Annotated in this window: 30 protein-coding genes; 5 read left to right on the top strand and 25 right to left on the bottom strand. The window is 51.3% G+C overall.

Going from position 1 to position 24,136, the window contains the following annotated elements; genetic code table 11:
- Window positions 1-61: 61 nt before the first annotated feature.
- From rplI to N0B36_RS09865, 5 genes are all read right to left on the bottom strand, one after another.
- On the bottom strand, window positions 62-511 hold the full coding sequence (rplI, locus tag N0B36_RS09885) for a 50S ribosomal protein L9 (RefSeq protein WP_003025676.1): 450 nt from the start codon (window positions 509-511) through the stop codon (window positions 62-64).
- Between the two features lie 41 nt (window positions 512-552).
- A complete protein-coding gene (gene rpsR, locus N0B36_RS09880) occupies window positions 553-780 on the bottom strand; it encodes a 30S ribosomal protein S18 (protein WP_000135199.1) in 228 nt (75 codons plus the stop codon).
- Window positions 781-784: 4 nt separating this feature from the next.
- Entirely contained in the window at window positions 785-1,099 is a 315-nt protein-coding gene (priB, locus tag N0B36_RS09875; RefSeq protein WP_259687535.1) for a primosomal replication protein N, read from the bottom strand.
- A 6-nt stretch (window positions 1,100-1,105) separates the two neighbouring features.
- Window positions 1,106-1,501, bottom strand: coding sequence for a 30S ribosomal protein S6 (gene rpsF, locus N0B36_RS09870; protein WP_016151433.1), 396 nt, complete (start codon window positions 1,499-1,501; stop codon window positions 1,106-1,108).
- Between the two features lie 159 nt (window positions 1,502-1,660).
- Window positions 1,661-2,425, bottom strand: coding sequence for a TSUP family transporter (locus N0B36_RS09865; RefSeq protein WP_016151432.1), 765 nt, complete (start codon window positions 2,423-2,425; stop codon window positions 1,661-1,663).
- Between the two features lie 298 nt (window positions 2,426-2,723).
- Here N0B36_RS09865 and yjfY point away from each other — a divergent pair, with 298 nt between their 5' ends.
- Complete coding sequence (gene yjfY, locus N0B36_RS09860) at window positions 2,724-2,999, top strand: DUF1471 family protein YjfY (protein ID WP_016155520.1); 276 nt, start codon at window positions 2,724-2,726, stop codon at window positions 2,997-2,999.
- A gap of 130 nt (window positions 3,000-3,129) precedes the next feature.
- Here yjfY and N0B36_RS09855 read toward each other — a convergent pair whose 3' ends face one another.
- Genes N0B36_RS09855 through ulaA form a run of 6 tightly spaced genes read right to left on the bottom strand, consistent with a single transcriptional unit; the run spans window position 3,130 to window position 7,540 of the window.
- Window positions 3,130-3,816 (bottom strand): L-ribulose-5-phosphate 4-epimerase, encoded by a 687-nt coding sequence (locus N0B36_RS09855; RefSeq protein ID WP_259687512.1) that lies wholly within the window; start codon window positions 3,814-3,816, stop codon window positions 3,130-3,132.
- On the bottom strand, window positions 3,816-4,670 hold the full coding sequence (locus tag N0B36_RS09850) for an L-ribulose-5-phosphate 3-epimerase (protein WP_016151429.1): 855 nt from the start codon (window positions 4,668-4,670) through the stop codon (window positions 3,816-3,818). The genes N0B36_RS09855 and N0B36_RS09850 overlap by 1 nt, the downstream gene beginning before the upstream one ends.
- A 9-nt stretch (window positions 4,671-4,679) precedes the next feature.
- Entirely contained in the window at window positions 4,680-5,330 is a 651-nt protein-coding gene (locus N0B36_RS09845) for a 3-keto-L-gulonate-6-phosphate decarboxylase UlaD (RefSeq protein WP_259687510.1), read from the bottom strand.
- A 12-nt stretch (window positions 5,331-5,342) separates the two neighbouring features.
- Entirely contained in the window at window positions 5,343-5,810 is a 468-nt protein-coding gene (gene ulaC, locus N0B36_RS09840) for a PTS ascorbate transporter subunit IIA (RefSeq protein WP_259687508.1), read from the bottom strand.
- Window positions 5,811-5,821: 11 nt separating this feature from the next.
- Complete coding sequence (ulaB, locus tag N0B36_RS09835; RefSeq protein WP_016151426.1) at window positions 5,822-6,127, bottom strand: PTS ascorbate transporter subunit IIB; 306 nt, start codon at window positions 6,125-6,127, stop codon at window positions 5,822-5,824.
- Window positions 6,128-6,142: 15 nt separating this feature from the next.
- The gene (gene ulaA, locus N0B36_RS09830; protein WP_016155515.1) at window positions 6,143-7,540 is read right to left on the bottom strand and encodes a PTS ascorbate transporter subunit IIC; all 1,398 of its coding nucleotides are present in this window, start codon (window positions 7,538-7,540) and stop codon (window positions 6,143-6,145) included.
- Window positions 7,541-7,907: 367 nt separating this feature from the next.
- On the opposite strand from ulaA, the gene ulaG reads away from it, so the two are divergent.
- Together ulaG and ulaR are read left to right on the top strand one after the other, a co-directional pair.
- Entirely contained in the window at window positions 7,908-8,972 is a 1,065-nt protein-coding gene (gene ulaG, locus N0B36_RS09825) for an L-ascorbate 6-phosphate lactonase (RefSeq protein WP_049282114.1), read from the top strand.
- Window positions 8,973-9,078: 106 nt separating this feature from the next.
- The gene (gene ulaR, locus N0B36_RS09820) at window positions 9,079-9,834 is read left to right on the top strand and encodes an HTH-type transcriptional regulator UlaR (protein ID WP_016151423.1); all 756 of its coding nucleotides are present in this window, start codon (window positions 9,079-9,081) and stop codon (window positions 9,832-9,834) included.
- On the opposite strand, the gene yjfP is transcribed toward ulaR, so the two are convergent.
- Window positions 9,831-10,580: an esterase gene (gene yjfP / locus N0B36_RS09815; RefSeq protein WP_016151422.1), complete on the bottom strand. Its 750-nt coding sequence runs from the start codon at window positions 10,578-10,580 to the stop codon at window positions 9,831-9,833. The genes ulaR and yjfP overlap by 4 nt on opposite strands.
- Window positions 10,581-10,761: 181 nt before the next feature.
- Here yjfP and bsmA point away from each other — a divergent pair, with 181 nt between their 5' ends.
- Together bsmA and yjfN are read left to right on the top strand one after the other, a co-directional pair.
- Window positions 10,762-11,091, top strand: a complete 330-nt coding sequence (gene bsmA / locus N0B36_RS09810; protein WP_029139740.1) for a biofilm peroxide resistance protein BsmA — start codon at window positions 10,762-10,764, stop codon at window positions 11,089-11,091.
- A 147-nt stretch (window positions 11,092-11,238) separates the two neighbouring features.
- Complete coding sequence (yjfN, locus tag N0B36_RS09805) at window positions 11,239-11,514, top strand: DUF1471 family protease activator YjfN (RefSeq protein ID WP_016151420.1); 276 nt, start codon at window positions 11,239-11,241, stop codon at window positions 11,512-11,514.
- Between the two features lie 85 nt (window positions 11,515-11,599).
- Here the strand turns inward: yjfN and N0B36_RS09800 are convergent, their stop codons facing one another.
- The 13 genes from N0B36_RS09800 to N0B36_RS09740 form a co-directional block, all read right to left on the bottom strand.
- Window positions 11,600-13,222 carry an isovaleryl-CoA dehydrogenase gene (locus N0B36_RS09800; protein ID WP_259687476.1) on the bottom strand — a complete coding sequence of 541 codons (1,623 nt, stop codon included), beginning with the start codon at window positions 13,220-13,222 and terminating at the stop codon, window positions 11,600-11,602.
- An 84-nt stretch (window positions 13,223-13,306) separates the two neighbouring features.
- Complete coding sequence (locus tag N0B36_RS09795; RefSeq protein WP_149381752.1) at window positions 13,307-14,473, bottom strand: glutathionylspermidine synthase family protein; 1,167 nt, start codon at window positions 14,471-14,473, stop codon at window positions 13,307-13,309.
- A 2-nt stretch (window positions 14,474-14,475) separates the two neighbouring features.
- Window positions 14,476-15,117, bottom strand: coding sequence for a DUF1190 domain-containing protein (locus N0B36_RS09790; RefSeq protein WP_181221124.1), 642 nt, complete (start codon window positions 15,115-15,117; stop codon window positions 14,476-14,478).
- Window positions 15,118-15,126: 9 nt separating this feature from the next.
- Window positions 15,127-15,525, bottom strand: a complete 399-nt coding sequence (locus tag N0B36_RS09785; RefSeq protein WP_149381748.1) for a DUF350 domain-containing protein — start codon at window positions 15,523-15,525, stop codon at window positions 15,127-15,129.
- A 17-nt stretch (window positions 15,526-15,542) separates the two neighbouring features.
- Complete coding sequence (locus tag N0B36_RS09780) at window positions 15,543-16,202, bottom strand: YjfK family protein (RefSeq protein WP_149381786.1); 660 nt, start codon at window positions 16,200-16,202, stop codon at window positions 15,543-15,545.
- Window positions 16,202-17,269 carry a potassium channel family protein gene (locus tag N0B36_RS09775; RefSeq protein ID WP_259687468.1) on the bottom strand — a complete coding sequence of 356 codons (1,068 nt, stop codon included), beginning with the start codon at window positions 17,267-17,269 and terminating at the stop codon, window positions 16,202-16,204. Before N0B36_RS09775 ends, N0B36_RS09780 begins: the two co-directional genes overlap by 1 nt.
- The gene (locus N0B36_RS09770) at window positions 17,269-17,967 is read right to left on the bottom strand and encodes a PspA/IM30 family protein (protein WP_259687467.1); all 699 of its coding nucleotides are present in this window, start codon (window positions 17,965-17,967) and stop codon (window positions 17,269-17,271) included. The genes N0B36_RS09775 and N0B36_RS09770 overlap by 1 nt, the downstream gene beginning before the upstream one ends.
- Before the next feature lie 15 nt (window positions 17,968-17,982).
- Complete coding sequence (locus N0B36_RS09765; protein ID WP_259687465.1) at window positions 17,983-18,387, bottom strand: DUF2170 family protein; 405 nt, start codon at window positions 18,385-18,387, stop codon at window positions 17,983-17,985.
- 124 nt (window positions 18,388-18,511) lie between these two features.
- Window positions 18,512-19,243 carry a 23S rRNA (guanosine(2251)-2'-O)-methyltransferase RlmB gene (gene rlmB / locus N0B36_RS09760; protein WP_003830482.1) on the bottom strand — a complete coding sequence of 244 codons (732 nt, stop codon included), beginning with the start codon at window positions 19,241-19,243 and terminating at the stop codon, window positions 18,512-18,514.
- A 70-nt stretch (window positions 19,244-19,313) separates the two neighbouring features.
- On the bottom strand, window positions 19,314-21,776 hold the full coding sequence (gene rnr / locus N0B36_RS09755) for a ribonuclease R (protein WP_016151418.1): 2,463 nt from the start codon (window positions 21,774-21,776) through the stop codon (window positions 19,314-19,316).
- 38 nt (window positions 21,777-21,814) lie between these two features.
- Entirely contained in the window at window positions 21,815-22,240 is a 426-nt protein-coding gene (nsrR, locus tag N0B36_RS09750) for a nitric oxide-sensing transcriptional repressor NsrR (RefSeq protein ID WP_003025609.1), read from the bottom strand.
- Between the two features lie 216 nt (window positions 22,241-22,456).
- Window positions 22,457-23,755 (bottom strand): adenylosuccinate synthase, encoded by a 1,299-nt coding sequence (purA, locus tag N0B36_RS09745; protein ID WP_003025606.1) that lies wholly within the window; start codon window positions 23,753-23,755, stop codon window positions 22,457-22,459.
- A gap of 102 nt (window positions 23,756-23,857) precedes the next feature.
- On the bottom strand, window positions 23,858-24,055 hold the full coding sequence (locus tag N0B36_RS09740; RefSeq protein ID WP_019078201.1) for a DUF2065 family protein: 198 nt from the start codon (window positions 24,053-24,055) through the stop codon (window positions 23,858-23,860).
- Between the last annotated feature and the right edge of the window lie 81 nt (window positions 24,056-24,136).

Here is a 24,136-nt window from a genome sequence, read left to right as displayed (position 1 = left end):
AACAGAAAAGCAAAACGCCGACACAAGGCCGGCGCTTTTACGCAGTAATCAGAATAAAAACTTATTCTGCAACTACGTTTACAGTCAGCTTAGCAAACACTTCGCTGTGAACCTGGAAGCTCACTTCGTGCTCACCAGTGGTACGCAGAACGCCGTTCGGCAGACGAACTTCGCTCTTAGCTACTTCAACGCCAGCTGCAGTTACAGCGTCAGCGATGTCGCGAGTACCGATGGAACCGAACAGTTTACCTTCGTCGCCAGCTTTAGACGCGATGGTTACGGTTTCCAGTGCGTTGATTTTCTCAGCACGAGCTTCAGCAGCGGACAGAACGTCAGCCAGTTTAGCTTCCAGCTCAGCGCGACGCGCTTCGAAAAATTCAACGTTTTTCTTGGTAGCAGGAACAGCTTTACCCTGTGGTACCAGGAAGTTACGAGCATAGCCCGCTTTAACGTTAACCTGATCACCCAGGCTACCCAGGTTTGCTACTTTATCAAGCAGAATAACTTGCATTACCTTATCCTCTCAAAGTCGTATTAATGGACCGTGACCGATTACTGATGACGATCAGTGTACGGCAGCAGGGACAGGTAGCGAGCGCGTTTGATAGCGCGAGCCAGCTGACGCTGGTATTTTGCACGGGTACCGGTGATACGGCTTGGGACAATCTTACCGCTTTCGGTGATGTAGTTTTTCAGCGTAGCGATATCTTTATAGTCGATCTCTTGAACGCCTTCCGCGGTGAAACGGCAGAACTTGCGACGACGGAAATAACGTGCCATATGGCTAGTCTCCAGAATCTATCAATTCAATCTGCTCGGCATGCAGAACCATTTTGCTCAGGCCGTTCTTTGCCTTGTGGCAAGAGATGAACCCCTGAACGGTCACTGCGCTACCGACCGTTATACTGTGAGTAATGGCCTGGTTTTCGTATCCGCTAATAATAACGGGCATTTGGCACCACGCCTGCCGGTGAAACCCGGCTTCCTCCTGCACAGAACGATGCTCAAGCACGAACTGGCAATGAGGAATTCCTGATGGACTGACCTTTCGAAGGGGAGCCCTGCACACGGTGCCGGACAACGCCAGACGGTTGGTCATCAGAAATTACTCTTCAGAATCCCCAGCTTCAGCATCATCTGCGGTTTCGTTAGCGAAATCATCGCGACGTTCACGACGCTCGTCTTTCGCTTTAACCATCGGAGATGCTTCGGTAACAGCGTGTTTAGTACGCATAACCATGCTGCGGATAACGGCATCGTTGAAGCGGAAGGTAGTTTCCAGCTCATCGATCACTTCCTGCGGCGCTTCAACGTTCAGCAGAACGTAGTGAGCTTTGTGCAGTTTGTTGATCGGGTAAGCCAGCTGACGGCGGCCCCAGTCTTCCAGACGGTGGATCGTGCCTTCTGCACCAGTGATGGCAGCAGTGTAGCGTTCGATCATACCCGGAACCTGTTCGCTCTGGTCAGGATGGACCATAAAAACGATTTCGTAATGACGCATCGAATTGCTCCTTACGGATTATTCAGCCTCCTGTCTGGGTCAGCCGAGGCCCGGGGAGGCAAGGAACGTGTTAAAGGTCGGCTGAAAAATTGACGCGTCATAATACTGGCGCCTGCCACTAAACTCAAGGTAATTGTACGATTATTTATCATGTCGCCATTAATACATATCCAGCAGCATTTTGACGCTGATGCAAATGGAGACAATGACAATCATGGGTCGGATAACTTTCTTGCCGCGCGTTAGTACGACCGTCGCGCCAAGACGTGCGCCGAGGGACTGCCCGGCAAACATCACCAGCCCCAGCGACCAGATCATTTTACCGCCAAAAATGAAGAACAATATCGAGGCGATGTTGGACGCCAGGTTAATAAAATTCGAGTGAATTTGCGCCTTATCGATGCTGTATCCCCACAGCAGGATATAGCTGAGGGTATAAAAGGAGCCAGCCCCGGCACCGAGAAAGCCGTCATAAAAACCAATGCATCCCCCGCCGATCAACGAGAAGAGAAACAGGGATACCTGCTGCTTTCTTTTCGGTTCGCTGAGATTTGGCGCAAAAATAAAGTAGATGGCGACCGCGATAATCAGGATCGGGAGCAGTTTCTTCAGCAGTTCCGGTTCAATGAACTGGATAAGCGTCGTTCCCATCGCAGAACCGATAAAGGCAGATAAAAACACATACTTGTGCTCCTGCACGTTGATATGCCCCCGGCGTAAAAAATAAATCCCGGAGGTCAGCGAGCTGCCCAGCGCCTGAATTTTATTGGTTGCCAGCGCATTCGCCGGGGGTAAACCAGAAATTAACAGTGCGCCAATCGAGAGAAAACCACCGCCGCCCGACACCACGTTAATAAAGCCTGCCACCAGCGCGACCATAAACATAATCACAAAGTAGCTGAAATCCATGAATGAAGTATCCATAAGTTTTTGCCTTATTATCATAAAGTTATATTAATTATCCAGCTCACTATAAACGGCGTACTCACCCGATTAAATTGACTATTTGGTAAGTGCTTATGCGCGAAAGACAGGTATTTTTGACCGCAGCGGTACACACCAGCGGCCTGTTAATAAAAGAAAAGATGGTCATGCGGTAATTTTTTGAACAACTGCATCAGAAATGGTCGCTATCGACTGCGCCGGTAGCGGTTAAAATTACATCAGAAGCTAATCACTCACAGGAGAGAGGCAACCAGAGACCGCAGTCGAGGAGGTACATATGCGAGCCCGTGTTTTGACCCTTCTGGCTATGCTTTTGCTTAGTGCAAATGCAACGGCAGCCATCAAAATTGACAATCATCAGGCCAGGAATATGGATGATGTGCAGAGCTTAGGCGTCATTTACATAAATCATAACTTCGCCACTGAAAGTGAAGCCACTCAGGCCCTGAATGAAGAGACCGATGCGCAAGGCGCAACCTACTACCACGTGATCCTCACCAGGGAACCCGGTAGTAACGGAAATATGCACGCCAGTGCAGATATTTACCGCTAGCACCAGAAATAACCAACGAGAACATTGCCGCAGTTTAATTTGCCCCCTTCACAGGGGGCTTTTTTTGCAAAAAAGTCCTACAGCCAGATCAATAACATCCCCTGAATGATTGGGCTCCAGGACTTAGTCGTTACTTCTGTCCGTAATAGGCGTTTGGACCGTGCTTACGCATGAAATGCTTATTCATCAGATAGCTGTCGATGGGGCTAAGAGCCGGATTAATACCACGCGCAATCCATGCCATTTTTGCCACTTCCTCCATCACCACGGCGTTATGTACCGCATCGTGAGCATCCTTGCCCCAGGCAAACGGGCCATGCTGGTACACCACTATGCCAGGCGTATGCAAAGGTTCCACCTCCCCCAGCGTTTCGACAATCACCTTACCGGTATTTAGCTCATACTCGCCCTGAACTTCAGCTTCAGTTAACGCCCTGGTGCAGGGAATATCGCCAAAGAAGTAATCCGCATGCGTCGTGCCAAGAGAGGGAATTGCCAGACCCGCCTGCGCCCATGCCGTCGCGTGGGTTGAGTGGGTGTGCACCACGCCGCCGAGAGAAGAATAGCGGCGATACAGCTCCAGATGGGTGGCGGTATCAGAAGAAGGACGATAGCGCCCTTCCACTACGTTGCCGGCCAGATCCACAACCACCATGTCATCTACCTGCATCGTTTGGTAGTCGACGCCGCTAGGCTTAATCACCACCAGCCCGCGCTCGCGGTCAATGGCGCTGACGTTCCCCCAGGTGAACGTCACCAGCCCGTAGCGCGGCAAATCCATATTGGCCTCAAAAACCTGCTGTTTAAGTTTTTGCATTACACCGCCTCCACCAGACCTGCGCTGGCCATTCGCGCCTTCACCCAGTCGCGCGCCTTCGCGACTTCACGTGCCGGGTCGTCCGACGTTTCACTCCACATCTCAATCAGGTATGGTCCGCAGTACCCACTCTGTTTGAGCGTCGCAAAACAACGTTCGAACTCAACAACCCCTTCACCAAACGGCACATTTTTGAATACACCAGGTTTGGTATCCTTCACGTGTACGGCAACGATATGACCCATCCCAGCCTGCAGCTCCATCTGCACGTCGTTATCCCACGCCGACAAATTGCCAATATCGGGATACAGCTGGAACCACGGATTGTTGAGATAGTGGGCATAACCCAGTGCCTTGCTGATCGAATTCATCAGCGGATAATCCATGATTTCCATCGCCAGCGTCACCTGCGCGCGGCTCGCCATCTCCACACTCTCTTTCAGCCCATCGCGAAACCGACGACGCGTTTCGTTATTGGCCTGCTGGTAATAGACGTCGTAACCCGCCAGTTGAATAACGCGAATACCGATATCCTGCGCAAACTGAATGGCTTTACGCATGATCTCCAGCCCCTGTTCGCGCACCGCATCATCTTCACTGCCAAGCGGGAAACGACGATGAGCGCTCAGGCACATGGACGGTACGCGTATCCCTGTCTCAGCGATAGCGGCCACCAGCGCCAGTCGCTGCTCGCGGCGCCAGTCAAGACGCGCCAGGCGATCGTCGGTCTCATCAACAGATATTTCAACAAAATCAAAGCCCAGTTCCTTCGCCAGCTGCAAGCGTTCCAGCCAGCACTCCCCGCCGGGGAGCGCTTTTTCATAGATACCGAGCGGGACCTGTTTCGACAACATAGTCGCTCCTTATCCCCACAGTTGGGCGATGGAACGTTTGAACTGACGCGCAGCGTCTACCGGAGAGGCAGCATCGCGAATGCTGCGTCCGGCAATAAAGACGTGGATAGGGATCCCCCGGAACAGCGGCAGATCCTCCAGCGCCAGGCCGCCGGTGATGGTGACCTTAAAGCCCATATCAGAAAGGCGTTTGATGGCGCTAATATCTGCCTCTCCCCATGCCACACCCGCCGCCTGCGCGTCACGGCTGCGGTGATATACCACTTGCCCAATGCCCGCGTCACGCCACTCCTGCGCCTGCTCCCAGGTCCAGTAACCAGTCAGTTCAATCTGCACGTCGCCATTAAATTCTTTCGCCACCTCCAGCGCCCCCCTGGTGGTGTTGATATCCGCGCAGCAGATGACGGTAACCCAGTCAGCATTGGCTTCGAAACACATGCGCGAGAGGATTTTACCCGCGTCGGCGATTTTGGCATCCGCCAGCACAATTTTATGCGGATAAAGCGCCTTCAGATCGCGTACGGCGCGCACCCCCTCTGCCACGCAAAGAATCGTGCCCACCTCAATGATATCGACCTCTTCGGCAATCAGACGCGTCGTTTCATAGGCGGAAGACATTGATTGGTTATCCAGCGCAACCTGCAACATAGGTAATGACATTTTGGTATCCTTTTAAACAGCCACCGCAGTGGCGTTATCAATTAAATCCAGCACTTCCTGCGCGGTGCGGCAGGCGCGTAAACGGTCGAAATTGGCTTCATCGTCAAAGAGATTCACGATCTGCATGATGCCGACTTCCTGATGTGTGTTGGCGTCTACTGCCGCCATGGTGATCAGGATGTCGACCGGGTCGTTATCTTCGTGGTTAAACACCAGCGGTGTTTTCAGCGTCACCAGCGCAAAACCGGTTTTCTTGACCCCTTCCTCCGGACGGCCGTGCGGCATTGCCAGGCCGGGCGCAATCACGAAATACGGGCCGAACTGTTCGACTCCGTCGAGGATGGCCTGGTAGTAGCGTGGTTCAACCACATCAGCCTTAACCAGCAGATCCACGCTCAGCTTTACCGCTTCCTGCCAGGAGCTGGCCTCGGCCTGTAAAAGGATGGCGTTATTGTCTGCCAGCGAATCACGTAATTTCATAGGCCGCCTCCTTACTTCACGTCCTGAGGGAAATGCGCGTTGATCACTTCCAGCAGTTTTGGTCCAAAATCGGCGGGAGACAGCATGTTGCGTACGCCAACAACATATTTATTGCCCGATACGGTAATCTCACCGGCAATATGGGTAGAAGCGATGATGATATCCGCGCCGCTCAGTTCACTTTTGTATTCACCTACTGCGCAACTGTTTACCGTATGGTCAATATTTGACTGGGTTAAAAACTGATCCACCTTCATCTTCATGATCATGGAACTCCCCTGCCCATTGCCACATACAGCCAAAATACGTACGGTCATAATCGGAACTCCTTATTAAGCAGAGTGTTCTGCCAGTTGTTTTTCTGCGTCTTCCTCAGCGCGCAAGGTGCGTCCTGCGAAAAACATATAAGCCAGTGCAATCAGAATAATGACGGCCATAAACACGATGCCGATGGAGGCAAAGCCCTGCATCATCGGCGGCGCCAGAATTGACCAGTCCGCCATGCCCATCCAGGCGCTCATCCCGGTGAGCTTCACCGCCCAGACGCAGCCGAAGATTTCGATCATCCCCATCACCAGGCAAATCTTGAGTGCCGCGCGCCAGCCGCCAAAGTGGTTAGCAAACACGCCGATAGTCGCGTTCGAGAAGAACATCGGAATAAAGCCAGGGATAATCAGAATAGAAGAGCCGCAACCCACCAGGATGCCCACCGCAATCAGTTGGCCGATGGTGCCCCACATAAAGCCCCAGACCACCGCGTTGGGCGCAAAGCTATAAATCGCCGCGCAGTCGATAGCCAGCACTGCACCCGGGATCAGACGTTGAGAGATACCGTTGAACGCTTCTGAAAGCTCAGCAACGAACATACGTACGCCCTGAGTGATGATGAAAATAGCGACGGCAAACGAAAAACCGGTCTGCAGAATATAGACCGTCCAGTGGGTTTTACCCGCCATCGCCTGAACCACATCAATGCCGAAAGAGAGCAGGATCGCGCCGAAGAAGAGGGTCATAACAATCGCGGTAGAAACGATGTTGTCATGGAAGATATTCAGCCAGCCCGGCAGCTTCAGATCTTCAACACTCTCCTCTTTCTTACCCAGATAAGGCGCGACTTTGTAGGCAATCCATGAAGCGAACTGTTGCTGGTGACCGATGGAGAAACCGCAGCCGTCGGTCACTTCCTGCGTCGGCTTGTACATCATATTGGAGGTAATGCCCCAGTAGAGCGACACCAGCACCGCGGTGCAGATGATGGTGGTCCACATCGGGTAACCGAAGATGTAGAGAGAGACGGCAATCAGGCCCGCCTGCTGGAACATTATGTGGCCGGTCAACATGATGGTGCGAATGCCGGTAATACGCCGTAGCAGTACGTAACAAATATTCAGCGCCAGCGCCAACAGCACAGCATAACCCACCCAACTATAGGCATCGCCCATACGTTCGATGGTTGCCATCATGGAGGCATAGGTATCGGAAATCGCACCATTGATACCGTAAACTTCGGACATCTTCGCCACCACCGGTTTAAACGTGCTGGTCAGAATGCCCGATCCCGCTTGCAGCAACATAAAACCGATAATCGTTTTGATCGTGCCTTTGATAATAACGCTGACGCTTTTACGCAGCAGGATGTAACCAAGACAGGTCACAATACCCAACAGCAAGGGCGCGTTGGTCATAACCTGATTAAAAAAGACGGTAAAGATGTTGTAGAGGATCTCCATAACGATCTCCAGTAGACGAAGTTGCTGAACATTCATTACAGATGCCCAGGATGTTGTGCCCTCACTCTAATTTTCAAAAGTAATCACAACAAGATTGAATTTGATTAAATGTGATGCAGTACGCAAATAATTCACACACTTGCAGAGTGGCTTTACTTCTAATTAATCACTTCCAAAATAAACTCTATTAAAACAATAAAATACAAAACAAACACTCAAGTAAACCATCCTGTCACGCTGTGATTTGCTCACATTTCCCCGCTGAACACCAAAAATCAACGCATTGCCTTCTTGAAAAAATGATGTCAATATCAATCAAAACAAATCATAAATTGACTTAATCTGAATAAATATGAAGGTAAATGCGATGAGTAAAGTAAAAAGCATCACGCGTGAATCATGGATCCTGAGCACATTCCCGGAGTGGGGAAGTTGGCTGAATGAAGAGATCGAACAGGAGCAGGTCGCCCCGGGCACATTCGCTATGTGGTGGCTTGGCTGTACCGGCATCTGGCTGAAGTCGGAAGGCGGGACGAACATTTGCGTCGATTTCTGGTGCGGAACGGGTAAACAGAGTCACGGTAACCCGCTAATGAAAACCGGCCACCAGATGCAACGCATGGCTGGGGTGAAGAAACTGCAGCCAAACCTGCGCACCACGCCGTTTGTTCTTGATCCGTTTGCAATTCGACAGATCGATGCAGTGCTGGCGACACACGATCATAACGATCACATCGACGTGAATGTCGCGGCCGCCGTCATGCAAAACTGCGCCGATGACGTGCCATTTATCGGGCCGCAAACCTGTGTGGATCTGTGGATGGGTTGGGGTGTGCCAAAAGAGCGCTGCATCGTGGTAAAACCAGGCGATGTGGTGAAAGTGAAAGATATTGAAATTCATGCGCTTGACGCGTTTGATCGTACGGCATTAATCACGCTGCCTGCCGATCAAAAAGCGGCAGGTGTGCTGCCGGATGGTATGGATGCACGTGCGGTAAACTACCTGTTCAAAACACCGGGCGGTACGCTGTACCACAGCGGAGACTCGCACTACTCTAACTACTACGCAAAGCATGGCAACGAGCACCAGATCGACGTTGCGCTCGGCTCCTATGGTGAGAATCCGCGCGGGATTACGGACAAAATGACCAGCTCCGACATGCTGCGCATGGCGGAAGCGTTGAATACGAAAGTGGTGATCCCTTTCCATCATGACATCTGGTCAAACTTCCAGGCCGACCCTCAGGAGATCCGCGTACTGTGGGAGATGAAAAAAGATCGACTGAAGTATGGCTTTAAGCCGTTTATCTGGCAGGTGGGCGGTAAGTTCACCTGGCCGCTGGACAAAGATAACTTTGAATATCACTATCCGCGCGGCTTTGATGACTGCTTCACGATTGAACCGGATCTGCCGTTTAAATCCTTCTTGTGACCCCTACAAAATGCCGGTCTATTCCGGCATTTTTTCCCATTTACTTTAGTATTTCCAGGCTATTTCAAATATCATCTTTTCAAATCAATTTGTATCGGAATAGCTCATGACTGAAGCACAAAGACATCAAATATTGCTGGATATGCTGGCGCAGTTGGGCTTTGTTACCGTTGAGAACGTGATTGAGCGTCTGGGGATTTCACCAGCCACAGCACGCCGGGACATCAATAAACTCGACGAAAGCGGCAAACTCAAGAAAGTCCGCAATGGCGCAGAAGCCATCACCCAGCAACGTCCGCGCTGGACACCTATGAATCTGCATCAGGCGCAGAACCACGATGAAAAAGTTCGCATTGCCAAGGCCGCATCCCAACTTGTAAATGCGGGTGAAAGCGTGGTGATCAACTGTGGATCAACCGCCTTCCTGCTTGGTCGTGAAATGTGCGGCAAGCCGGTGCAGATCATCACCAATTATCTGCCGCTGGCGAACTATCTGATCGACCAGGAGCATGACAGCGTGATCATCATGGGAGGGCAATACAACAAAAGCCAGTCCATCACGCTTAGTCCGCAAGGCAGCGAAAATAGCCTGTATGCCGGACACTGGATGTTTACCAGCGGTAAAGGGTTGACCGCGGACGGACTGTATAAAACCGATATGCTAACCGCGATGGCTGAGCAGAAGATGCTTAACGTAGTGGGTAAACTGGTGGTGCTGGTCGATAGCAGTAAGGTCGGTGAACGCGCGGGGATGCTGTTCAGTCGCGCCGATCAAATCGATATGCTCATTACCGGCAAAAATGCTAACCCTGAGATTCTGCAACAACTTGAAGCTCAGGGCGTAAGCATCGTGCGCGTTTAAAGGTGCTGGCGAAAAAACGTTACCGTCGCTGCCAGCGCCTCTGGCGTGATGCGGTGGCGTACGCCCGCTTCCCACAGGCAGGTTAAATTGTTATCCAGCCCTGCCTGAATCAGCGCCTGCTGTAAGCGGAAGGTTTCAACCGCGGGCACCACATCGTCCTCCTGTCCATGCCACAACAGCAACGGTCTGTCGGCCAGGCGTTGTAGCTGATGCGTAACGTCCCATTCGGCGAGCGGTGCGATAATGGCATCGAACTCTGCCTGCTGCTCTGGCGTCTGGACCCGTAAAGGGGGAAAAAGCGTTTGTGCAAGACGGGTAAAATAGCCCGAACCCATCAGGCTGGCTACACATTTAACCTCGGGATGGCGGGCCATAATGCCCAACGCCGTCATGCCTCCCATCGACGCCCCCGCAACAGCAAGTCTTTCATCTGATAGCCAATTTTCCGCCACCAGCGCCGCACGTAACGTCGTAAACTCCTGCATGTTTTGCTGCAATATATGCCAGAAGCGGAACATTCGCTCCTGAGCATCACCGTTGAAGCGGGCACCATGGTCGGGCGCATCTGGCATGACAACCCGGAATCCGGCCTGAGCCAGAGCAACGGCAAAATAGCTATAGACCAGACTTGAAGATGTAAACCCGTGATAGAAAATAATGCAAGGGAGTGAACACTCGCGTTTGCCAGCCGGCACGGCGTGCAGGACAGGGATACCAGCCAACTGTCGTGTTTCAATTTCGATCATTTGTCGCCTCTTTTTTTCTGGTATGCCATGCAGCAATACTTAACGCAAGCGAATGTGTTCGGCAATGATTCATAATGTTGAGAACTGGGTTACGCTTTCGCAACATTTTCATTCGAAAATCGCGTGAGAGATAACACTTCGGGAACATTCCCCTAAAGGGAAATTGATAAGGCACTACACTATGGCTATCAGGAAACGAGATAGAGTTATGCGTCGGTTTGCCTCTTTATTGCTGGTGATGCTTTTAAGCGCCTGTAGCGTGCTACAGGGAACGCCGCAACCCGCACCGCCCGTTGCCGACCACCCGCAGGAGATCCGCCGTGACCAGAGTAATGGGTTACAGCGAATAGGAACGGTCAGCGCGCTGGTAAGAGGCTCTCCGGATGATGCGCTGGCAGAGATCCGTGACAAAGCCGTCGCGGCTAAAGCTGATTACTACGTGGTTTTATTAGTGGATGAAACCATCGTGACAGGCCAATGGTATTCACAGGCTATTTTGTATCGTAAATAACATTGGGTTGGAATTTAGTCAGCTTTACATTGCTTTGCGCCGCTATGCGTTTACCTGTGCACAATAAACCAACAGCAGGAAGCTTGAGGTTTATGATCGCGATGGAATGCCCTGCCGTGTGTAGGGGTACGAATAATGGAGCTGACGATGAAACAATCACTTGCCTTATCCTCACTGCTGCTTTCTGCCGGACTGGTAGGTACTACGGCGCAGTCTGCCGAGTTCGCCAGTGCTGACTGCGTTACAGGCCTGAACGAAATTGGCCTGATATCTGTCAGTAACATTGCAGGGAATCCGCAGGATGTAGAACGAGTAGTCGCGTTAAAAGCGGATGAACAGGGTGCCTCATGGTATCGGATCATTCAGATGTACGAAGACCAGCAGCCCGACAACTGGCGCGTACAGGCCATACTCTATGCTTAACAGATTGCCGGATGGCGTAAACTTATCCGGCCTACATTGAATGTAGGCATGATAAGGCGCGCCAGCGTCGCCATCAGGCATATTATTACCGTAATCCCCCCGTTGCCCGCAGGAGCAAGTCGTTCAGCACCTGCTCGGACAATCGTAGTCCACCACGCGTATCGAGCATCATTTGACACCAGGCCTGCGCCACTGGCGGAGAGGCATAGCGCAACATCTGCGCCCCGCAACCGAGCAGGAAAAGCTGCTGTGTAATCTCCCGTCCCAACTCCTCACTGGGTTTACGTAAACGCTGCTGTAGTTGACGTACCCTTCGATCGTAATGTCGGTCTTGCCCTTTTACCTCAGCAAAGGCTTCGCTGAGCATATCGTATATGCCGGGTTGTTTTGTCAGCACCCGCAATACATCGAGGCACATAATGTTGCCAGAGCCCTCCCAGATACTGTTTACCGGCATCTCACGATACAGGCGCGGCAATTCACTCTCCTCGCAGTAGCCAATCCCGCCGAGCACTTCCATCGCCTCTGCAACAAACGGCATACCGGCCTTGCAAACAGAGAATTTCGCTGCTGGCGTGAACAACCTGGCCCACAGAGATTCTTTGGCATCAGCGCGACGGTCCCAGGCCCGTGCCAGTCGGAACAGTAACGCCGTCTGACCTTCCAGTTGGAGCGCCATCCGACCTAATACCTGGCGCATCATCGGTTGTTCGATCAATGGTTTGCCAAAAACCTGTCGCTGGTGCGCATGGTAAATCGCGACGGAAAAAGCACGTCGCATCATGCCATGACTGCCGAGCGCACAGTCAAAACGCGTCATCCCGCCCATTTTCAGGATATGACGTATACCTTCCCCTTCTTCACCCAATAGCCAGCCAATCGCATCGTGGAATTCAACCTCGCAGCTGGCGTTGGAGCGATTGCCTAACTTATCTTTCAGCCGCTCCAGACGGATAGCATTACGCTGCCCGTCGGGTAAAAATCGCGGTACAAAAAAGCAGGATAAGCCTCCCTTTGCCTGGGCCAGTACCAAATGGGCATCGCTTTGCGGCACGGAGAAAAACCACTTATGTCCCACCAGCCGATACGAGCCGTCTGTAAGACGTTCTGCCTGAGTGGTATTGCTTAGCACATCTGACCCCCCCTGCTTCTCGGTCATTCCCATGCCGATCAATAACCCACGCTTTTGCCCTCCGGGCAGTAAATGCGAGTCATAACGGTCGCTTAGCAGCGGCGTAAACCAGTCGTGAAAGGGGGTAGGTAACATCTGAAGTAACAACGGCGTGGCGGCAAAAGTCATGGTAACCGGACACAACGTGCCCGCTTCCACCTGCGCATGCAGCATGAAACGGGCCGCCCGGGCAACAAATGTTCCCTGCCTCGCGTCTTCTTCCCAGGCCAGATTATGTACACGATTGGCGCATAATCCCTGCATCAGCAAATGCCATGCAGGATGAAAACGCACATCATCCAGCCGCTGACCCTGCGAGTCGTAGCGCAACAACTCGGGTGGAAAAGCATTGGCCAGACGGCCAAGCTCGAGCGACTCGGCTGTCCCTAGCTGCTGACCAATACTGGCGAGAAGATCGCTGTCCCAGCCAGCGCCTTCACGGATAACCGCTTCACACAGCGCGCCATCGGACAGATATAAGTTGCTGTTATTGAGCGGTACAGGTTGGTTAAAAACGGTATGCGTTTGCCAGTGCATTGTGTCTCCCTCCGTCAATGGCCGTCACCTTAAGTATGGTCAGAACCACATTATTCGCGACGGAGGGAGATCACAAAAGCACGGTTAGCCCGCAATATAGTGAGGAACAAAGCGAGAAGTATCTTTCGTGATCAACGTATTATCTTCGCGGATCCCCATGCCACACGCTTCATCATCCACGATCCAACTGCCAATCAGCGTATAGCTATCACCAAAACGCGGTAGCGCCTGAAATGCCTGATAGATCATCGGCTCTTCGGCGTAGTCGCCCTCAGCGTGTTCGACGATATGTTGCTGACCATCAAAAATGGTGACGTTTCCCCCTTCACGGGAGAATATGGGTTTACGCACATAGCTTTCACCCTGCGCTATTTGCGGTACTTCTCCGTCGAACCAAGCTGGCAGTAGGTTGGGATGATTGGGGAAAAAACGCCACAGCAATGGCATCAACCCTTTATTACTGAGCACACTTTTCCACAACGGTTCAACCCACTGCTCGCGACGATGGCAAAGCAAGGGACCATTTTCATCTCGCATCATCCATTCCAGGGGATAGAGCTTAAAAGCGCGACGAATCACATTGTCATCCAGGTCCGTGAGCACACCGCCGACGCCAAGCCCCAGTTCTTCAATATACATAAACCGCGATTCTTGCCCTGCCTGCTGCGCGCAATCCTGTAAATACAGCACGGTAGTGCGATCTTCATCGGTATCTTCACAGCAGCAGAAGTAGAAGGGTTCCTGGCTATAAAGTTCAGCAAAACGGGATATAAGCCGTTCCTGAATGGCATTATACTGGTCGGCATCGCGTGGGATAACGCCGTTACGACGCGCATCTTCCAGCCATAGCCACTGAAAATACGCCGACTCATAGAGCGACGTTGGCGTATCAGCATTGTATTCCAGCAGCTTGACCGGGGAGTTATTTCCGCACCAAACAAAATCCATGCGGCCGTACAGAGAGGGATCACGATTGCGCCAGCTTTCGGCAATAACGTCCCAGTACAGCGGCGGGATCGCCAGTTGCTGCATAATCTGTTCGTCGTTAACTGCTCGTTCGACAACGTCCAGACACATCTGGTGCAGTTCCGCAGTGGGCTTTTCGATCTGCTCTTCCACTTGCCGAAGCGTAAAGCGGTATGCCCGGCTCTCATCCCAATAAATCTCATTGTCGATGATATGAAAATCAAAACCGTGATCGTAAGCGATCCGGTTCAGATCCCGGCGTATAGGGACATCATGTCGCAGCATCGTTAACCTCCCCAGTGCCCACGTGCGCTGGATGATCTTCCATAGCCGCCACGAGAAACCGTCGATACTTTCTTCGTCGTATAAGTATGGGTGGTAGCGGTATCATTTTTTCCGCTGCCGGAACGCCAGCCATACTCTCCCGAAGTCGTACGCCAGACCGGTCGCGAAGCATATGAAGAACCGCCGCTGCTGTAAACATACTGTTCATCGCGATCTTTGCGAATCATCCTGGTGAGTAAAAACCCGGTGACCACAGGTACCCAGCTCTGAGCCGTGCTATCGAGATAACAGTCACCAAACTGTGCCTGACAACTCTCCTTACTCATTTGCTTTGGCAAGCTGGCATAGAATTCAGCTTTCGCGTTGTTCCAGCCATCGGTACAAACGGTGGCGCTATTGCCATCATCAATGCATTCACTCACCGTTGAGTAAAATTTACCGTCGCCATCATTATCGGTATCGGCGTCGTCTGCACATCCTTTAAGAATAAAAAAGGCCGCGCCGCCCATAATAGCCAGCGTCAGATATTTGCCGCTGTAACGGCTACGTTTTTTTTCAAAGGGATTAATCGGGCGGTTAATCCGCGTAATAGCAGAATGCCCCACCACCTTGTTTTTGCTTCCTGATTTACGTTTTCTTGCCATGATCGTCCATTACCATGTCATGCAGGCGGCGTTAAAAATGCCTCCCGCCAGCGCAGCGGTTCCCATAAATAATCCCGCGGCGCTATTGTGATTAATGATTTTTTCACTCAGCGTCGGCATATATAAGCGCACACCGCCGTAAATAACGAGTTGAACTACCAGTGCAATACCACCCCAGGCAAAATAATCTGGAATGCTAACAGCATTAATTGCCGCACTGGATAGCGGAATAACGTAACCAAGCAAGGTTCCACTAAATGCCAGCGACGCTGCCGTATTATTATTTTTGATAAGTTGCCATTCATTGTGCGGCGTTATTTTCGAATAAATAAAAAGGAAAATTATCACCATGGCTACACCAATAAAAAAATAGGCGAAAAAAGCCAATAATGAATCCAGTATATGCATTGTAACCGTCCCTGAAATTAACCAATAATATTGATTGATGTTAAAGAAATATCGATGCCCAACGCCCGGGAGAATACCCACTCAGGTTCTCCCTGCTCATTAAATGACTCTTCACCGTTTAACAGCAGGTATTCCCAGGTATTATCTTCCACCTGTCGCTGGTAGCCCATGGTAAAATTGTGCACTTCCCATGTGGCGTGCTGCTGGTTTTCCACCTTTTCCAGCATATAAACCGGTTCAATATTCCCCGGTTCTTCATCGTTAAAAAAGCGCTGCCAACGTTCTTCCTGCCAGCTAAGTGTTGGCGTACCTATCACTGACGGGCTAATGGCAGACTGCCAGTGTTTTTTTTGCGAAATCCCGTAACTTTCTTCATAAACAAAGAGTTTGATATCGTCGATATCATCGATATCTGCTCCACCGGAGGTATTGATTTGCAAAAACTCCTCTCCAGACGTGTAGTAGCGGAAAATCTGACTTCCACCACCTAAATCAATGTGGCTGACGGCTGCAACGGTGTACTCTTCACCCGGCAATTCAATCAATAAAGCTTCTTCTAACAGGCGAAACGCCAATGTATCGATCGTGAACCCTGCATTCAGATGTAACCCCAACGGCCCACGAACTGGCGCAACAGCAGCGGCCTTACCAAATAAACGTTGGAAAAAACTTGTCATCATTTATCCTCGATCTCCAGCCAGGCAATCTCCTTCGCCAGAATGCGGCTATTACCAATCAGATGTAGCCACATTCCTCCTTTTACCTCCGTCGAGATGACCGGGTTCAATTCCATACCACGACCATTTTTACAGGTGCTAATGCCCAACACGGTTGCATCATGGCGGAGCTTCATATAACGCATTAAATTGCCATAACGAATTGAAGTCACCTCTTCCGGAATCGGTACGGCAAAACCCGTGTCGCCCAGCATAGGATTCATAATGGATGCAACCGACTGGGAAGAACCAGGATCCTGAATGGATCGAGAAATTTGTTCAGCAGAGAGATTGCGTACAATTTCAATGCGCGGACAATGCACCTCAAGCAATCCTGCGTAACGCTCATCTTCCATATAAGCAACAACATGGCACTGATCAGGGATCGAATCAGCCAGCGAAAGTGCGATGGTAAACGTAAGTTCATCCGTACGGGCAAAGATGATAGCGCTCTGGCACGTGCATAACCCCATACGAGCATGCTCATTTGCGTCATTAAAATTACGAATACGAATGAAATCAACCCAGTGATTCCCCTGCAAAGGATGTTGAATATCATCCGATTCACACAGGAGCACCCGCTCGAAAGCACGCCGGGTGTCATACAACAGCAGCGATATCATTTTTTCCGTCTGGTGGCCGCGCCAGCCAACCACCAGTATATGATTGCGCAAATGACGATAATCCCCCATCCCCATCATTCCTTTCGCTAACATTCCTTGTACCATGCCAATAACCTTACCCATTAATGCGCCGAATAACCCAACGCTGACTGGGATCTGCCATAGAGCTGTAAAAACTCGCCCTTCTGCTGTTTGCGGACTAAGGTCGCCAAACCCCAGCGTAGAACCCACGACCGAGCAGTAATAGATAAAATCGCTCAGGCGACCAACCAGCATCTCTTCGCCCAGTAATCTCAGCACCAGGTAACAAAACAGGTACTGCCCTACAAATAGCCCAATCAAAGCAGGCCAGGTCAGTCTTGAGAGATTCCGTTGGCATATTTTGATGACCCAAGTGAACAGCATTACTTGCCTTGCTGCCGTTGCAGTCGCGCCAGAACATCCTGAGCAGAGCTTTTATTAGTTGCGCCAATGCCTGCCTCTGCCAGTTTTTCGTCAAGGTCACTCCCATCTGCAACTTTCTCAAGCTGTGCGGCCGCATCCAGGCGGGCCTGACGCTCTGTCTGGCGTGTTTGCAAACGCTTGAGCGACTCCGCCGCCGTAGAGACACTGGAAGACGCGCCGACAGTCGATGTGGTTACGGCCTGTTGGGCACGCTGCATCGCTTCCGTTGCCTTTACCACCTCAAGCTGCTGTTCAAACTGCGCAATCCGCTGCGCGGTGGCATTAACCGCTTTTTCAACGCCATCACGAGAGCTCTCAAGGTTAGTAAGCACTTGCTCCTCGGCAGTTATGACATTCTCCAGACGGGCAATCTCTTCCGCAACTTCGTTAATCAGAGACGGATTAGCATTTTTACTCAGCGCCTCAAGTGCCCGGTTTTCCAGACTGGCCTTGCGCTCGCGCAGATCGTTTAATTTATCGTTGCTCAACTTCACGCGCGCCAGCAAGTCAACCCGTGATTTTCCGGCTTTATCCAGTTCACCTTTCGCATCGCGAATATGCTGTTCCAGCATCCGCACCCCCTGCGCTTCTTCGATTGACTCTTCCGCTTGCGAAAGCACAGACTTGCCGAGAGTAAACAGGCTTTTCAAAATTCCCATAAATAGCGTTCCTTGTTATTCGTAAGTGTATTCTTCAGTTACTTCAGCGAGATCCAGCGCGTTATCCGCAAGCGTAGTCATCTCCAGAACCACATCATCCAACGATGAATTAAGCGAGAGGGCGCCAAATGCGACATAATATTCTTCATGCTGAACGCGAGAAATTCCCACAGAAGACAAAGGAAGGATTTTTTGATTACGTAATAAGAAAATATTAAATTCATCCTGATCATGAATACTACTAACAGAACAAATAACGGTTTCTATAATAATTTGGCGGGATGTGAATAGAACACTGAGCGACAAATCACCAAAATCATTCATTTTGACCATTAATGATTGTTCGTTATATTCAGTATTTATATTTAATTCAGGAAGAGTTTGTAGTGCTTTAGCAAGCAACTGCGGAGTCCATGCCATATATTTCCCATATATTAGTTAGTTAAAAATAAATAAAATGAATATCATTTTCCACCATTTATCATACTTGTTTAAGATAAAAAAAAGCCATCCAAATCTGGATGGCTTTTTCCGAAAAATAAGTTTAGCCGCGCTGGCGTACAGCCTCAAACAGGCAGATGCCAGTCGCAACTGAAACGTTCAGCGACGAAACGCTCCCAGCCATCGGGATGCTGATCAGTTCGTCACAGTGTTCGCGGGTCAAACGACGCATACCCTCACCCTCTGCGCCCATCACCAGCGCCAGACGTCCGGTCATTTTGCTCTGGTAGAGAGTATGGTCAGCTTCACCTGCGGTTCCGACGATCCAGATATTCTCTTCCTGCAGCATACGCATAGTGCGCGCCAGGTTGGTCACACGGATCAGCGGTACGCTTTCTGCCGCGCCGCAGGCCACTTTTTTCGCCGTTGCATTCAACTGCGCAGAACGATCCTTCGGTACGATAACAGCATGGACGCCAGCAGCATCGGCGCTACGCAGGCATGCCCCCAGGTTATGCGGATCGGTAACACCATCGAGGATCAAAAAGAACGGCTGATCGAGCGTAGCAATCAGATCCGGCAGATCGTTTTCCTGATACTGACGACCCGGTTTCACGCGAGCAATAATTCCCTGATGTACCGCACCCTCGCTTTTCTCATCCAGGAACTGGCGGTTAGCCAGCTGAATGACAACACCCTGTGCTTCCAGTGCGTGGATCAGCGGCAGCAGGCGTTTATCTTCACGACCTTTGAGAATAAAGACGTCCTGGAAGCGCTCAGGCGCACGTTCCAGCAGAGCCTGCACCGCATGGATGCCGTAAATCATTTCACTCATGAATGTACTCGTTAATAGTTTATGCGTAACGCGGGCAACGCGAGGTTGCCCGACTTACTGTTTATGGCTGTTATTGCGCGACTTTCTTTTTCGTCGCGCGTTTAGCTTTGGTGGCGGCAGCGATTTTAAGCGTTTTTGCCGATGGTTTTTTCGCTTTTTTATCGCCTTTCTTCTCAGCCGTTTTTTTATCCGCCTGAGGTTTGGCTCTGCCTTTCTTCTCGCCGCGGAAAGCGCTATCCGGCTCGAAATTCACTTTTTTGCCCATCTGACGACGCTTACCGGTATTTTTACCCGCATCGCCTTTTTTCGCTTTTTCACGCGCGGTTTTACCTTCATTGCGCGGTGCACGTTCGCTGGAGATCAAACTGAAGTCGATTTTACGCTCGTCCATGTTGACCGCTTCCACGCGAACTTCCACGCGATCGCCCAGGCGATACATTTGACCGCTGGATTCTCCCGTCAGACGCTGCCCAACCTGGTCAAAACGATAGTAGTCGTTATCCAGGGAGGAGACATGCACCAGACCGTCGATAAACAGCTCATCAAGACGGACGAAGAAACCAAACCCGGTCACGCTGGCGATCACGCCTTTGAAGACATTACCTACCTGATCCAGCATGAAGTCGCACTTCAGCCAGTCAGAGACGTCGCGTGTGGCTTCGTCAGCACGGCGCTCGGCCATCGAACAGTGTTGACCCAGCTGCAGCATCTCTTCCATCGAATAATGGTAGCCACCCGTTTCCGTGGTGTTGCCTTTATGGCCCTGCTCCTGCGCCAGCAGATACTTAATCGCCCGGTGCAAGGAGAGATCCGGGTAACGACGGATCGGCGAGGTGAAGTGTGCATAAGATTGCAACGCAAGGCCAAAGTGACCGCGGTTTTCCGGATCGTAAATCGCCTGCTTCATTGAACGCAGCAGCATAGTTTGCAGCATTTCTGCGTCAGGACGGTCAGCAATCGACTCCAGCAGTTCAGCGTAATCACGCGGCTCGGGTTTATTACCGCCGGGCAGCTCCAGCCCCAGCTCCGCCAACACCGAACGGAACGAATTAATCGCTTCGGTCGTCGGCTTATCGTGAATACGGAACAGTGCCGGCTCTTTGGCTTTCTCAACGAATCGCGCCGCTGAGATGTTCGCCATGATCATGCACTCTTCAATCAGTTTGTGCGCGTCATTACGCTGCGTCTGCTCAATACGCTCAATACGGCGTTCAGCATTGAAGATAAACTTCGCTTCTTCACTTTCAAACGAGATACCGCCACGCTCTTCACGCGCTTTATCCAGCACTTTGTAGAGGTTATGCAGCTCTTCAATGTGTTTAACCAACGGCGCGTACTGCTCACGCAGTTCCTGATCGCCCTGCAGCATGTGCCAGACCTTGGTGTAGGTCAGACGCGCATGGGAGCTCATAACCGCTTCGTAGAATTTAAAGCCTGTTAAGCGGCCTTTCGACGAAATGGTCATTTCACAGACCATACACAGCCTGTCCACCTGCGGGTTGAGCGAACACAATCCGTTAGACAGCACTTCCGGTAGCATCGGAACAACCTGCGATGGGAAGTAGACGGATGTGCCACGGCTGCGCGCTTCCTGGTCCAGCGGAGTCGGCGGGCGAACGTAATAGCTTACGTCAGCAATCGCCACCCATAAACGCCAGCCGCCGCCGCGTTTCTTCTCGCAGTAAACCGCATCGTCGAAGTCACGCGCATCTTCGCCATCGATAGTGACCAGCGGCAGGGAGCGCAGATCGACACGTCCGGCTTTCGCTTCTTCCGGCACTTCTTCTTTCAGTCCGGCGACCTGTTTTTCGACGGCCTGAGGCCAGATATACGGGATTTCATGAGTACGCAGCGCCATATCAACGGCCATGCTGGTTCCCATGTTGTCGCCCAGGACTTCAACAATTTTACCCACCGCTTTAGTGCGACGCGTCGGACGCTGGGTCAGCTCAACCACGACCACAAAACCCATACGAGCACCCATCACCTCTTCCGGCGGGATCAGGATATCAAAGCTCAGGCGGCTGTCGTCAGGGACGACAAACCCAACGCCAGCGTCGGTGAAGTAGCGACCGACAATCTGGCTGGTTTTCGGCACCAGTACGCGCACAATACGCGCTTCGCGACGACCTTTACGGTCCGCGCCCAGCGGCTGTGCCAACACCTGATCGCCATGAATGCAGGTTTTCATCTGCTCGCTGGACAGGTACAGATCATCTTTGCGGCCTTCAACGCGCAGAAAGCCGTAGCCATCACGGTGGCCAATAACGGTACCTTTCAGCAGGTCAAGACGCTCCGGCAGCGCATAGCACTGACGACGAGTGAAGACCAGTTGCCCGTCACGTTCCATGGCGCGCAGGCGGCGACGCAGCGCTTCTTGCTGCTCTTCACCTTCAATGTTGAGTTCAGCGGCCAGCTCATCGCGGTTGGCCGGTTTTTCACGTTTAGTTAAATGTTCGAGGATAAATTCCCGGCTCGGGATAGGATTCGCGTATTTTTCTGCTTCGCGTTCCTGGAAAGGATCTTGTGACATCGAGGTTCCTCCATTGTCAGCTCTGATGAAGATTTTCGTCACTCCACCAGCAATAATTTATAAAGCGGTTGATTCTCTTCAACCAAATCAGCAAGTGTGTAGTTGTCCAGTTCCGTGAGAAAACTTTGCACTGCCTTAGAAAGCGCCTGTTTAAGTCGACAGGCTGGGGTAATGTGGCAAAACTCGCTGCTACAATTGACCAACGATAGTGGTTCCAGCTCGCGAACCACATCACCAATACCAATATCCTTAGCTGGTTTACCCAGGCGGATACCGCCATTTTTTCCTCGAATAGCAGTAACGAAGCCCGCACGGCTAAGTTGATTGATTATTTTGACCATATGATTACGGGACACGCCGTAGACTTCTGTCACCTCAGAAATACTGGTCATACGTCCTTCGGGAAGTGACGCCATGTAGATTAGCGCACGTAATCCGTAATCGGTGAAACTTGTTAACTGCACATCAACCTCAGGAAAAGGGATAAAACGGATAAACCTGGTGGTATTAATTACATTGATGATAAACCAGCCACCAGCCAGGTCGCTAATTTATTTCAGTTCAGGAAGGAAAAAAGCGAGGAACTTACGTGATTTTAAGCCGGATTATGATGCAAAGCGCCTCATCCGGCCTAAGATAGTGCAAGCGCAGCGCCATTCGACGCCACGCTATAACCATAATTATGCGTCGAACGGGTCGCGCAGGATCATGGTCTCAGTACGGTCTGGGCCAGTTGAGATAATATCAATCGGCACACCGGTCAGTTCTTCAATACGCTTGATGTAGTTCAGTGCTGCCTGCGGCAGACCGCTACGTTCCTTCACACCGAAGGTGGATTCAGACCAGCCCGGCATGGTTTCGTAGATCGGCTCGATACCTTTCCAGTCGTCTGCAGCCAGCGGGGTAGTCGTTACTTCACGGCCATCCGGCATACGATAAGCGACACAGATTTTCACCTCTTTCAAACCGTCCAGTACGTCCAGTTTGGTCAGGCAGAAGCCAGACAGGGAGTTAATCTGTACTGCACGGCGTACCGCAACGGAGTCCAGCCAACCGGTGCGACGACGACGACCGGTGGTCGCGCCATACTCGTTACCTTGTTTGCACAGGAACTCGCCAACGTCATCAAACAGCTCAGTCGGGAACGGACCCGCGCCTACACGTGTTGAGTAAGCTTTGATGATACCCAGAACGTAATCCACATAACGTGGACCCAGGCCGGAGCCGGTCGCCACGCCACCTGCGGTGGTGTTGGAAGACGTTACGTACGGATAGGTACCGTGGTCGATATCCAGCAGGGTACCCTGTGCGCCTTCGAACATGACGAAATCGCCACGCTTACGCGCCTGGTCCAGCAGATCGGAAACATCAACAACCATAGAGGTCAGGATGTCGGCAATCGCCATCACATCATCCAGCACTTTCTGGTAGTCAACTGCTTCAACTTTATAGAAATTCACCAGTTGGAAGTTGTGATATTCCATCACTTCTTTCAGTTTTTCAGCGAAGGTTGCTTTATCAAACAGATCGCCAACGCGCAGACCGCGACGAGCTACTTTGTCTTCATAAGCCGGACCGATGCCACGACCGGTAGTACCGATCGCTTTCTCGCCACGCGCTTTCTCACGAGCATTATCCAACGCAACGTGATAATCAAGGATCAGCGGACAAGCTTCAGACAACAGCAGGCGCTCGCGAACCGGGATGCCACGATCTTCCAGTCCTTTCATTTCTTTCATCAGCGCGGACGGAGACAGTACAACACCGTTACCGATGATGCTGATGACATTCTCGCGAAGAATACCTGATGGAATAAGATGGAGGACGGTTTTTTCACCGTTGATTACGAGAGTATGGCCTGCGTTGTGACCACCCTGGTAGCGCACAACATATTTAGCCCGTTCAGTCAGAAGATCGACGATCTTCCCTTTACCTTCGTCACCCCATTGGGTGCCCAGTACGACGACGTTGTTACCCATTTTTCAAAATCACCGTTTGCTTAAAAATGGATTCTACCACCGCTTTTTCAGATATACAGCACTTTTTGCATGCGAAAATCCGCAAAATAGGCTACTTATTGATCAGCCAATCGTTTTCCTCAACATGTAGTAGACCACAACGCCCGCAACCACAAGACCTCCACCAAAACGACGCAAAGTATTTTCGGGAAGTTGCGCCATTGCGGAAATCATTTTCTTCCACGCGCGTGGATAAAGCATAGGGCCCAGGCCTTCCAGCACCAAAACCAGCGCGAGCGCCAGCAAAATTGTTGAATTCATCCATCGTCCTTTATAAAAAGAAAACCACCGCATCCCTGGGGATGCCGGTGGTTTTGCTGGTTTAAAACCGCTGGAACTTTA

The organism is Citrobacter sp. XY323 (assembly GCF_025106035.1).
In the GTDB taxonomy this organism is placed as follows: Bacteria; Pseudomonadota; Gammaproteobacteria; order Enterobacterales; family Enterobacteriaceae; genus Citrobacter; species Citrobacter braakii.
This window is presented reverse-complemented; position numbering and strand designations above follow the sequence as displayed.

Coding starts and splice junctions, on each gene's coding strand:
- yjfP (WP_016151422.1), bottom strand. CDS start 10,580: ATGATCGAAATTGAAACACGACAGTTGGCTGGTATCCCTGTCCTGCAC.
- N0B36_RS09790 (WP_181221124.1), bottom strand. CDS start 15,117: ATGGCAAGAAAACGTAAATCAGGAAGCAAAAACAAGGTGGTGGGGCAT.
- yjfY (WP_016155520.1), top strand. CDS start 2,724: ATGCGAGCCCGTGTTTTGACCCTTCTGGCTATGCTTTTGCTTAGTGCA.
- ulaA (WP_016155515.1), bottom strand. CDS start 7,540: ATGGAGATCCTCTACAACATCTTTACCGTCTTTTTTAATCAGGTTATG.
- rplI (WP_003025676.1), bottom strand. CDS start 511: ATGCAAGTTATTCTGCTTGATAAAGTAGCAAACCTGGGTAGCCTGGGT.
- purA (WP_003025606.1), bottom strand. CDS start 23,755: ATGGGTAACAACGTCGTCGTACTGGGCACCCAATGGGGTGACGAAGGT.
- N0B36_RS09850 (WP_016151429.1), bottom strand. CDS start 4,670: ATGTTGTCGAAACAGGTCCCGCTCGGTATCTATGAAAAAGCGCTCCCC.
- ulaR (WP_016151423.1), top strand. CDS start 9,079: ATGACTGAAGCACAAAGACATCAAATATTGCTGGATATGCTGGCGCAG.
- yjfN (WP_016151420.1), top strand. CDS start 11,239: ATGAAACAATCACTTGCCTTATCCTCACTGCTGCTTTCTGCCGGACTG.
- N0B36_RS09795 (WP_149381752.1), bottom strand. CDS start 14,473: ATGCTGCGACATGATGTCCCTATACGCCGGGATCTGAACCGGATCGCT.
- bsmA (WP_029139740.1), top strand. CDS start 10,762: ATGGCTATCAGGAAACGAGATAGAGTTATGCGTCGGTTTGCCTCTTTA.
- ulaG (WP_049282114.1), top strand. CDS start 7,908: ATGAGTAAAGTAAAAAGCATCACGCGTGAATCATGGATCCTGAGCACA.
- N0B36_RS09865 (WP_016151432.1), bottom strand. CDS start 2,425: ATGGATACTTCATTCATGGATTTCAGCTACTTTGTGATTATGTTTATG.
- priB (WP_259687535.1), bottom strand. CDS start 1,099: ATGACCAACCGTCTGGCGTTGTCCGGCACCGTGTGCAGGGCTCCCCTT.
- rpsF (WP_016151433.1), bottom strand. CDS start 1,501: ATGCGTCATTACGAAATCGTTTTTATGGTCCATCCTGACCAGAGCGAA.
- N0B36_RS09780 (WP_149381786.1), bottom strand. CDS start 16,202: ATGACAAGTTTTTTCCAACGTTTATTTGGTAAGGCCGCTGCTGTTGCG.
- N0B36_RS09855 (WP_259687512.1), bottom strand. CDS start 3,816: ATGCAAAAACTTAAACAGCAGGTTTTTGAGGCCAATATGGATTTGCCG.
- N0B36_RS09770 (WP_259687467.1), bottom strand. CDS start 17,967: ATGGGAATTTTGAAAAGCCTGTTTACTCTCGGCAAGTCTGTGCTTTCG.
- rnr (WP_016151418.1), bottom strand. CDS start 21,776: ATGTCACAAGATCCTTTCCAGGAACGCGAAGCAGAAAAATACGCGAAT.
- rpsR (WP_000135199.1), bottom strand. CDS start 780: ATGGCACGTTATTTCCGTCGTCGCAAGTTCTGCCGTTTCACCGCGGAA.
- N0B36_RS09740 (WP_019078201.1), bottom strand. CDS start 24,055: ATGAATTCAACAATTTTGCTGGCGCTCGCGCTGGTTTTGGTGCTGGAA.
- ulaC (WP_259687508.1), bottom strand. CDS start 5,810: ATGAAATTACGTGATTCGCTGGCAGACAATAACGCCATCCTTTTACAG.
- rlmB (WP_003830482.1), bottom strand. CDS start 19,243: ATGAGTGAAATGATTTACGGCATCCATGCGGTGCAGGCTCTGCTGGAA.
- N0B36_RS09775 (WP_259687468.1), bottom strand. CDS start 17,269: ATGCTGTTCACTTGGGTCATCAAAATATGCCAACGGAATCTCTCAAGA.
- N0B36_RS09845 (WP_259687510.1), bottom strand. CDS start 5,330: ATGTCATTACCTATGTTGCAGGTTGCGCTGGATAACCAATCAATGTCT.
- N0B36_RS09765 (WP_259687465.1), bottom strand. CDS start 18,387: ATGGCATGGACTCCGCAGTTGCTTGCTAAAGCACTACAAACTCTTCCT.
- N0B36_RS09800 (WP_259687476.1), bottom strand. CDS start 13,222: ATGCACTGGCAAACGCATACCGTTTTTAACCAACCTGTACCGCTCAAT.
- N0B36_RS09785 (WP_149381748.1), bottom strand. CDS start 15,525: ATGCATATACTGGATTCATTATTGGCTTTTTTCGCCTATTTTTTTATT.
- ulaB (WP_016151426.1), bottom strand. CDS start 6,127: ATGACCGTACGTATTTTGGCTGTATGTGGCAATGGGCAGGGGAGTTCC.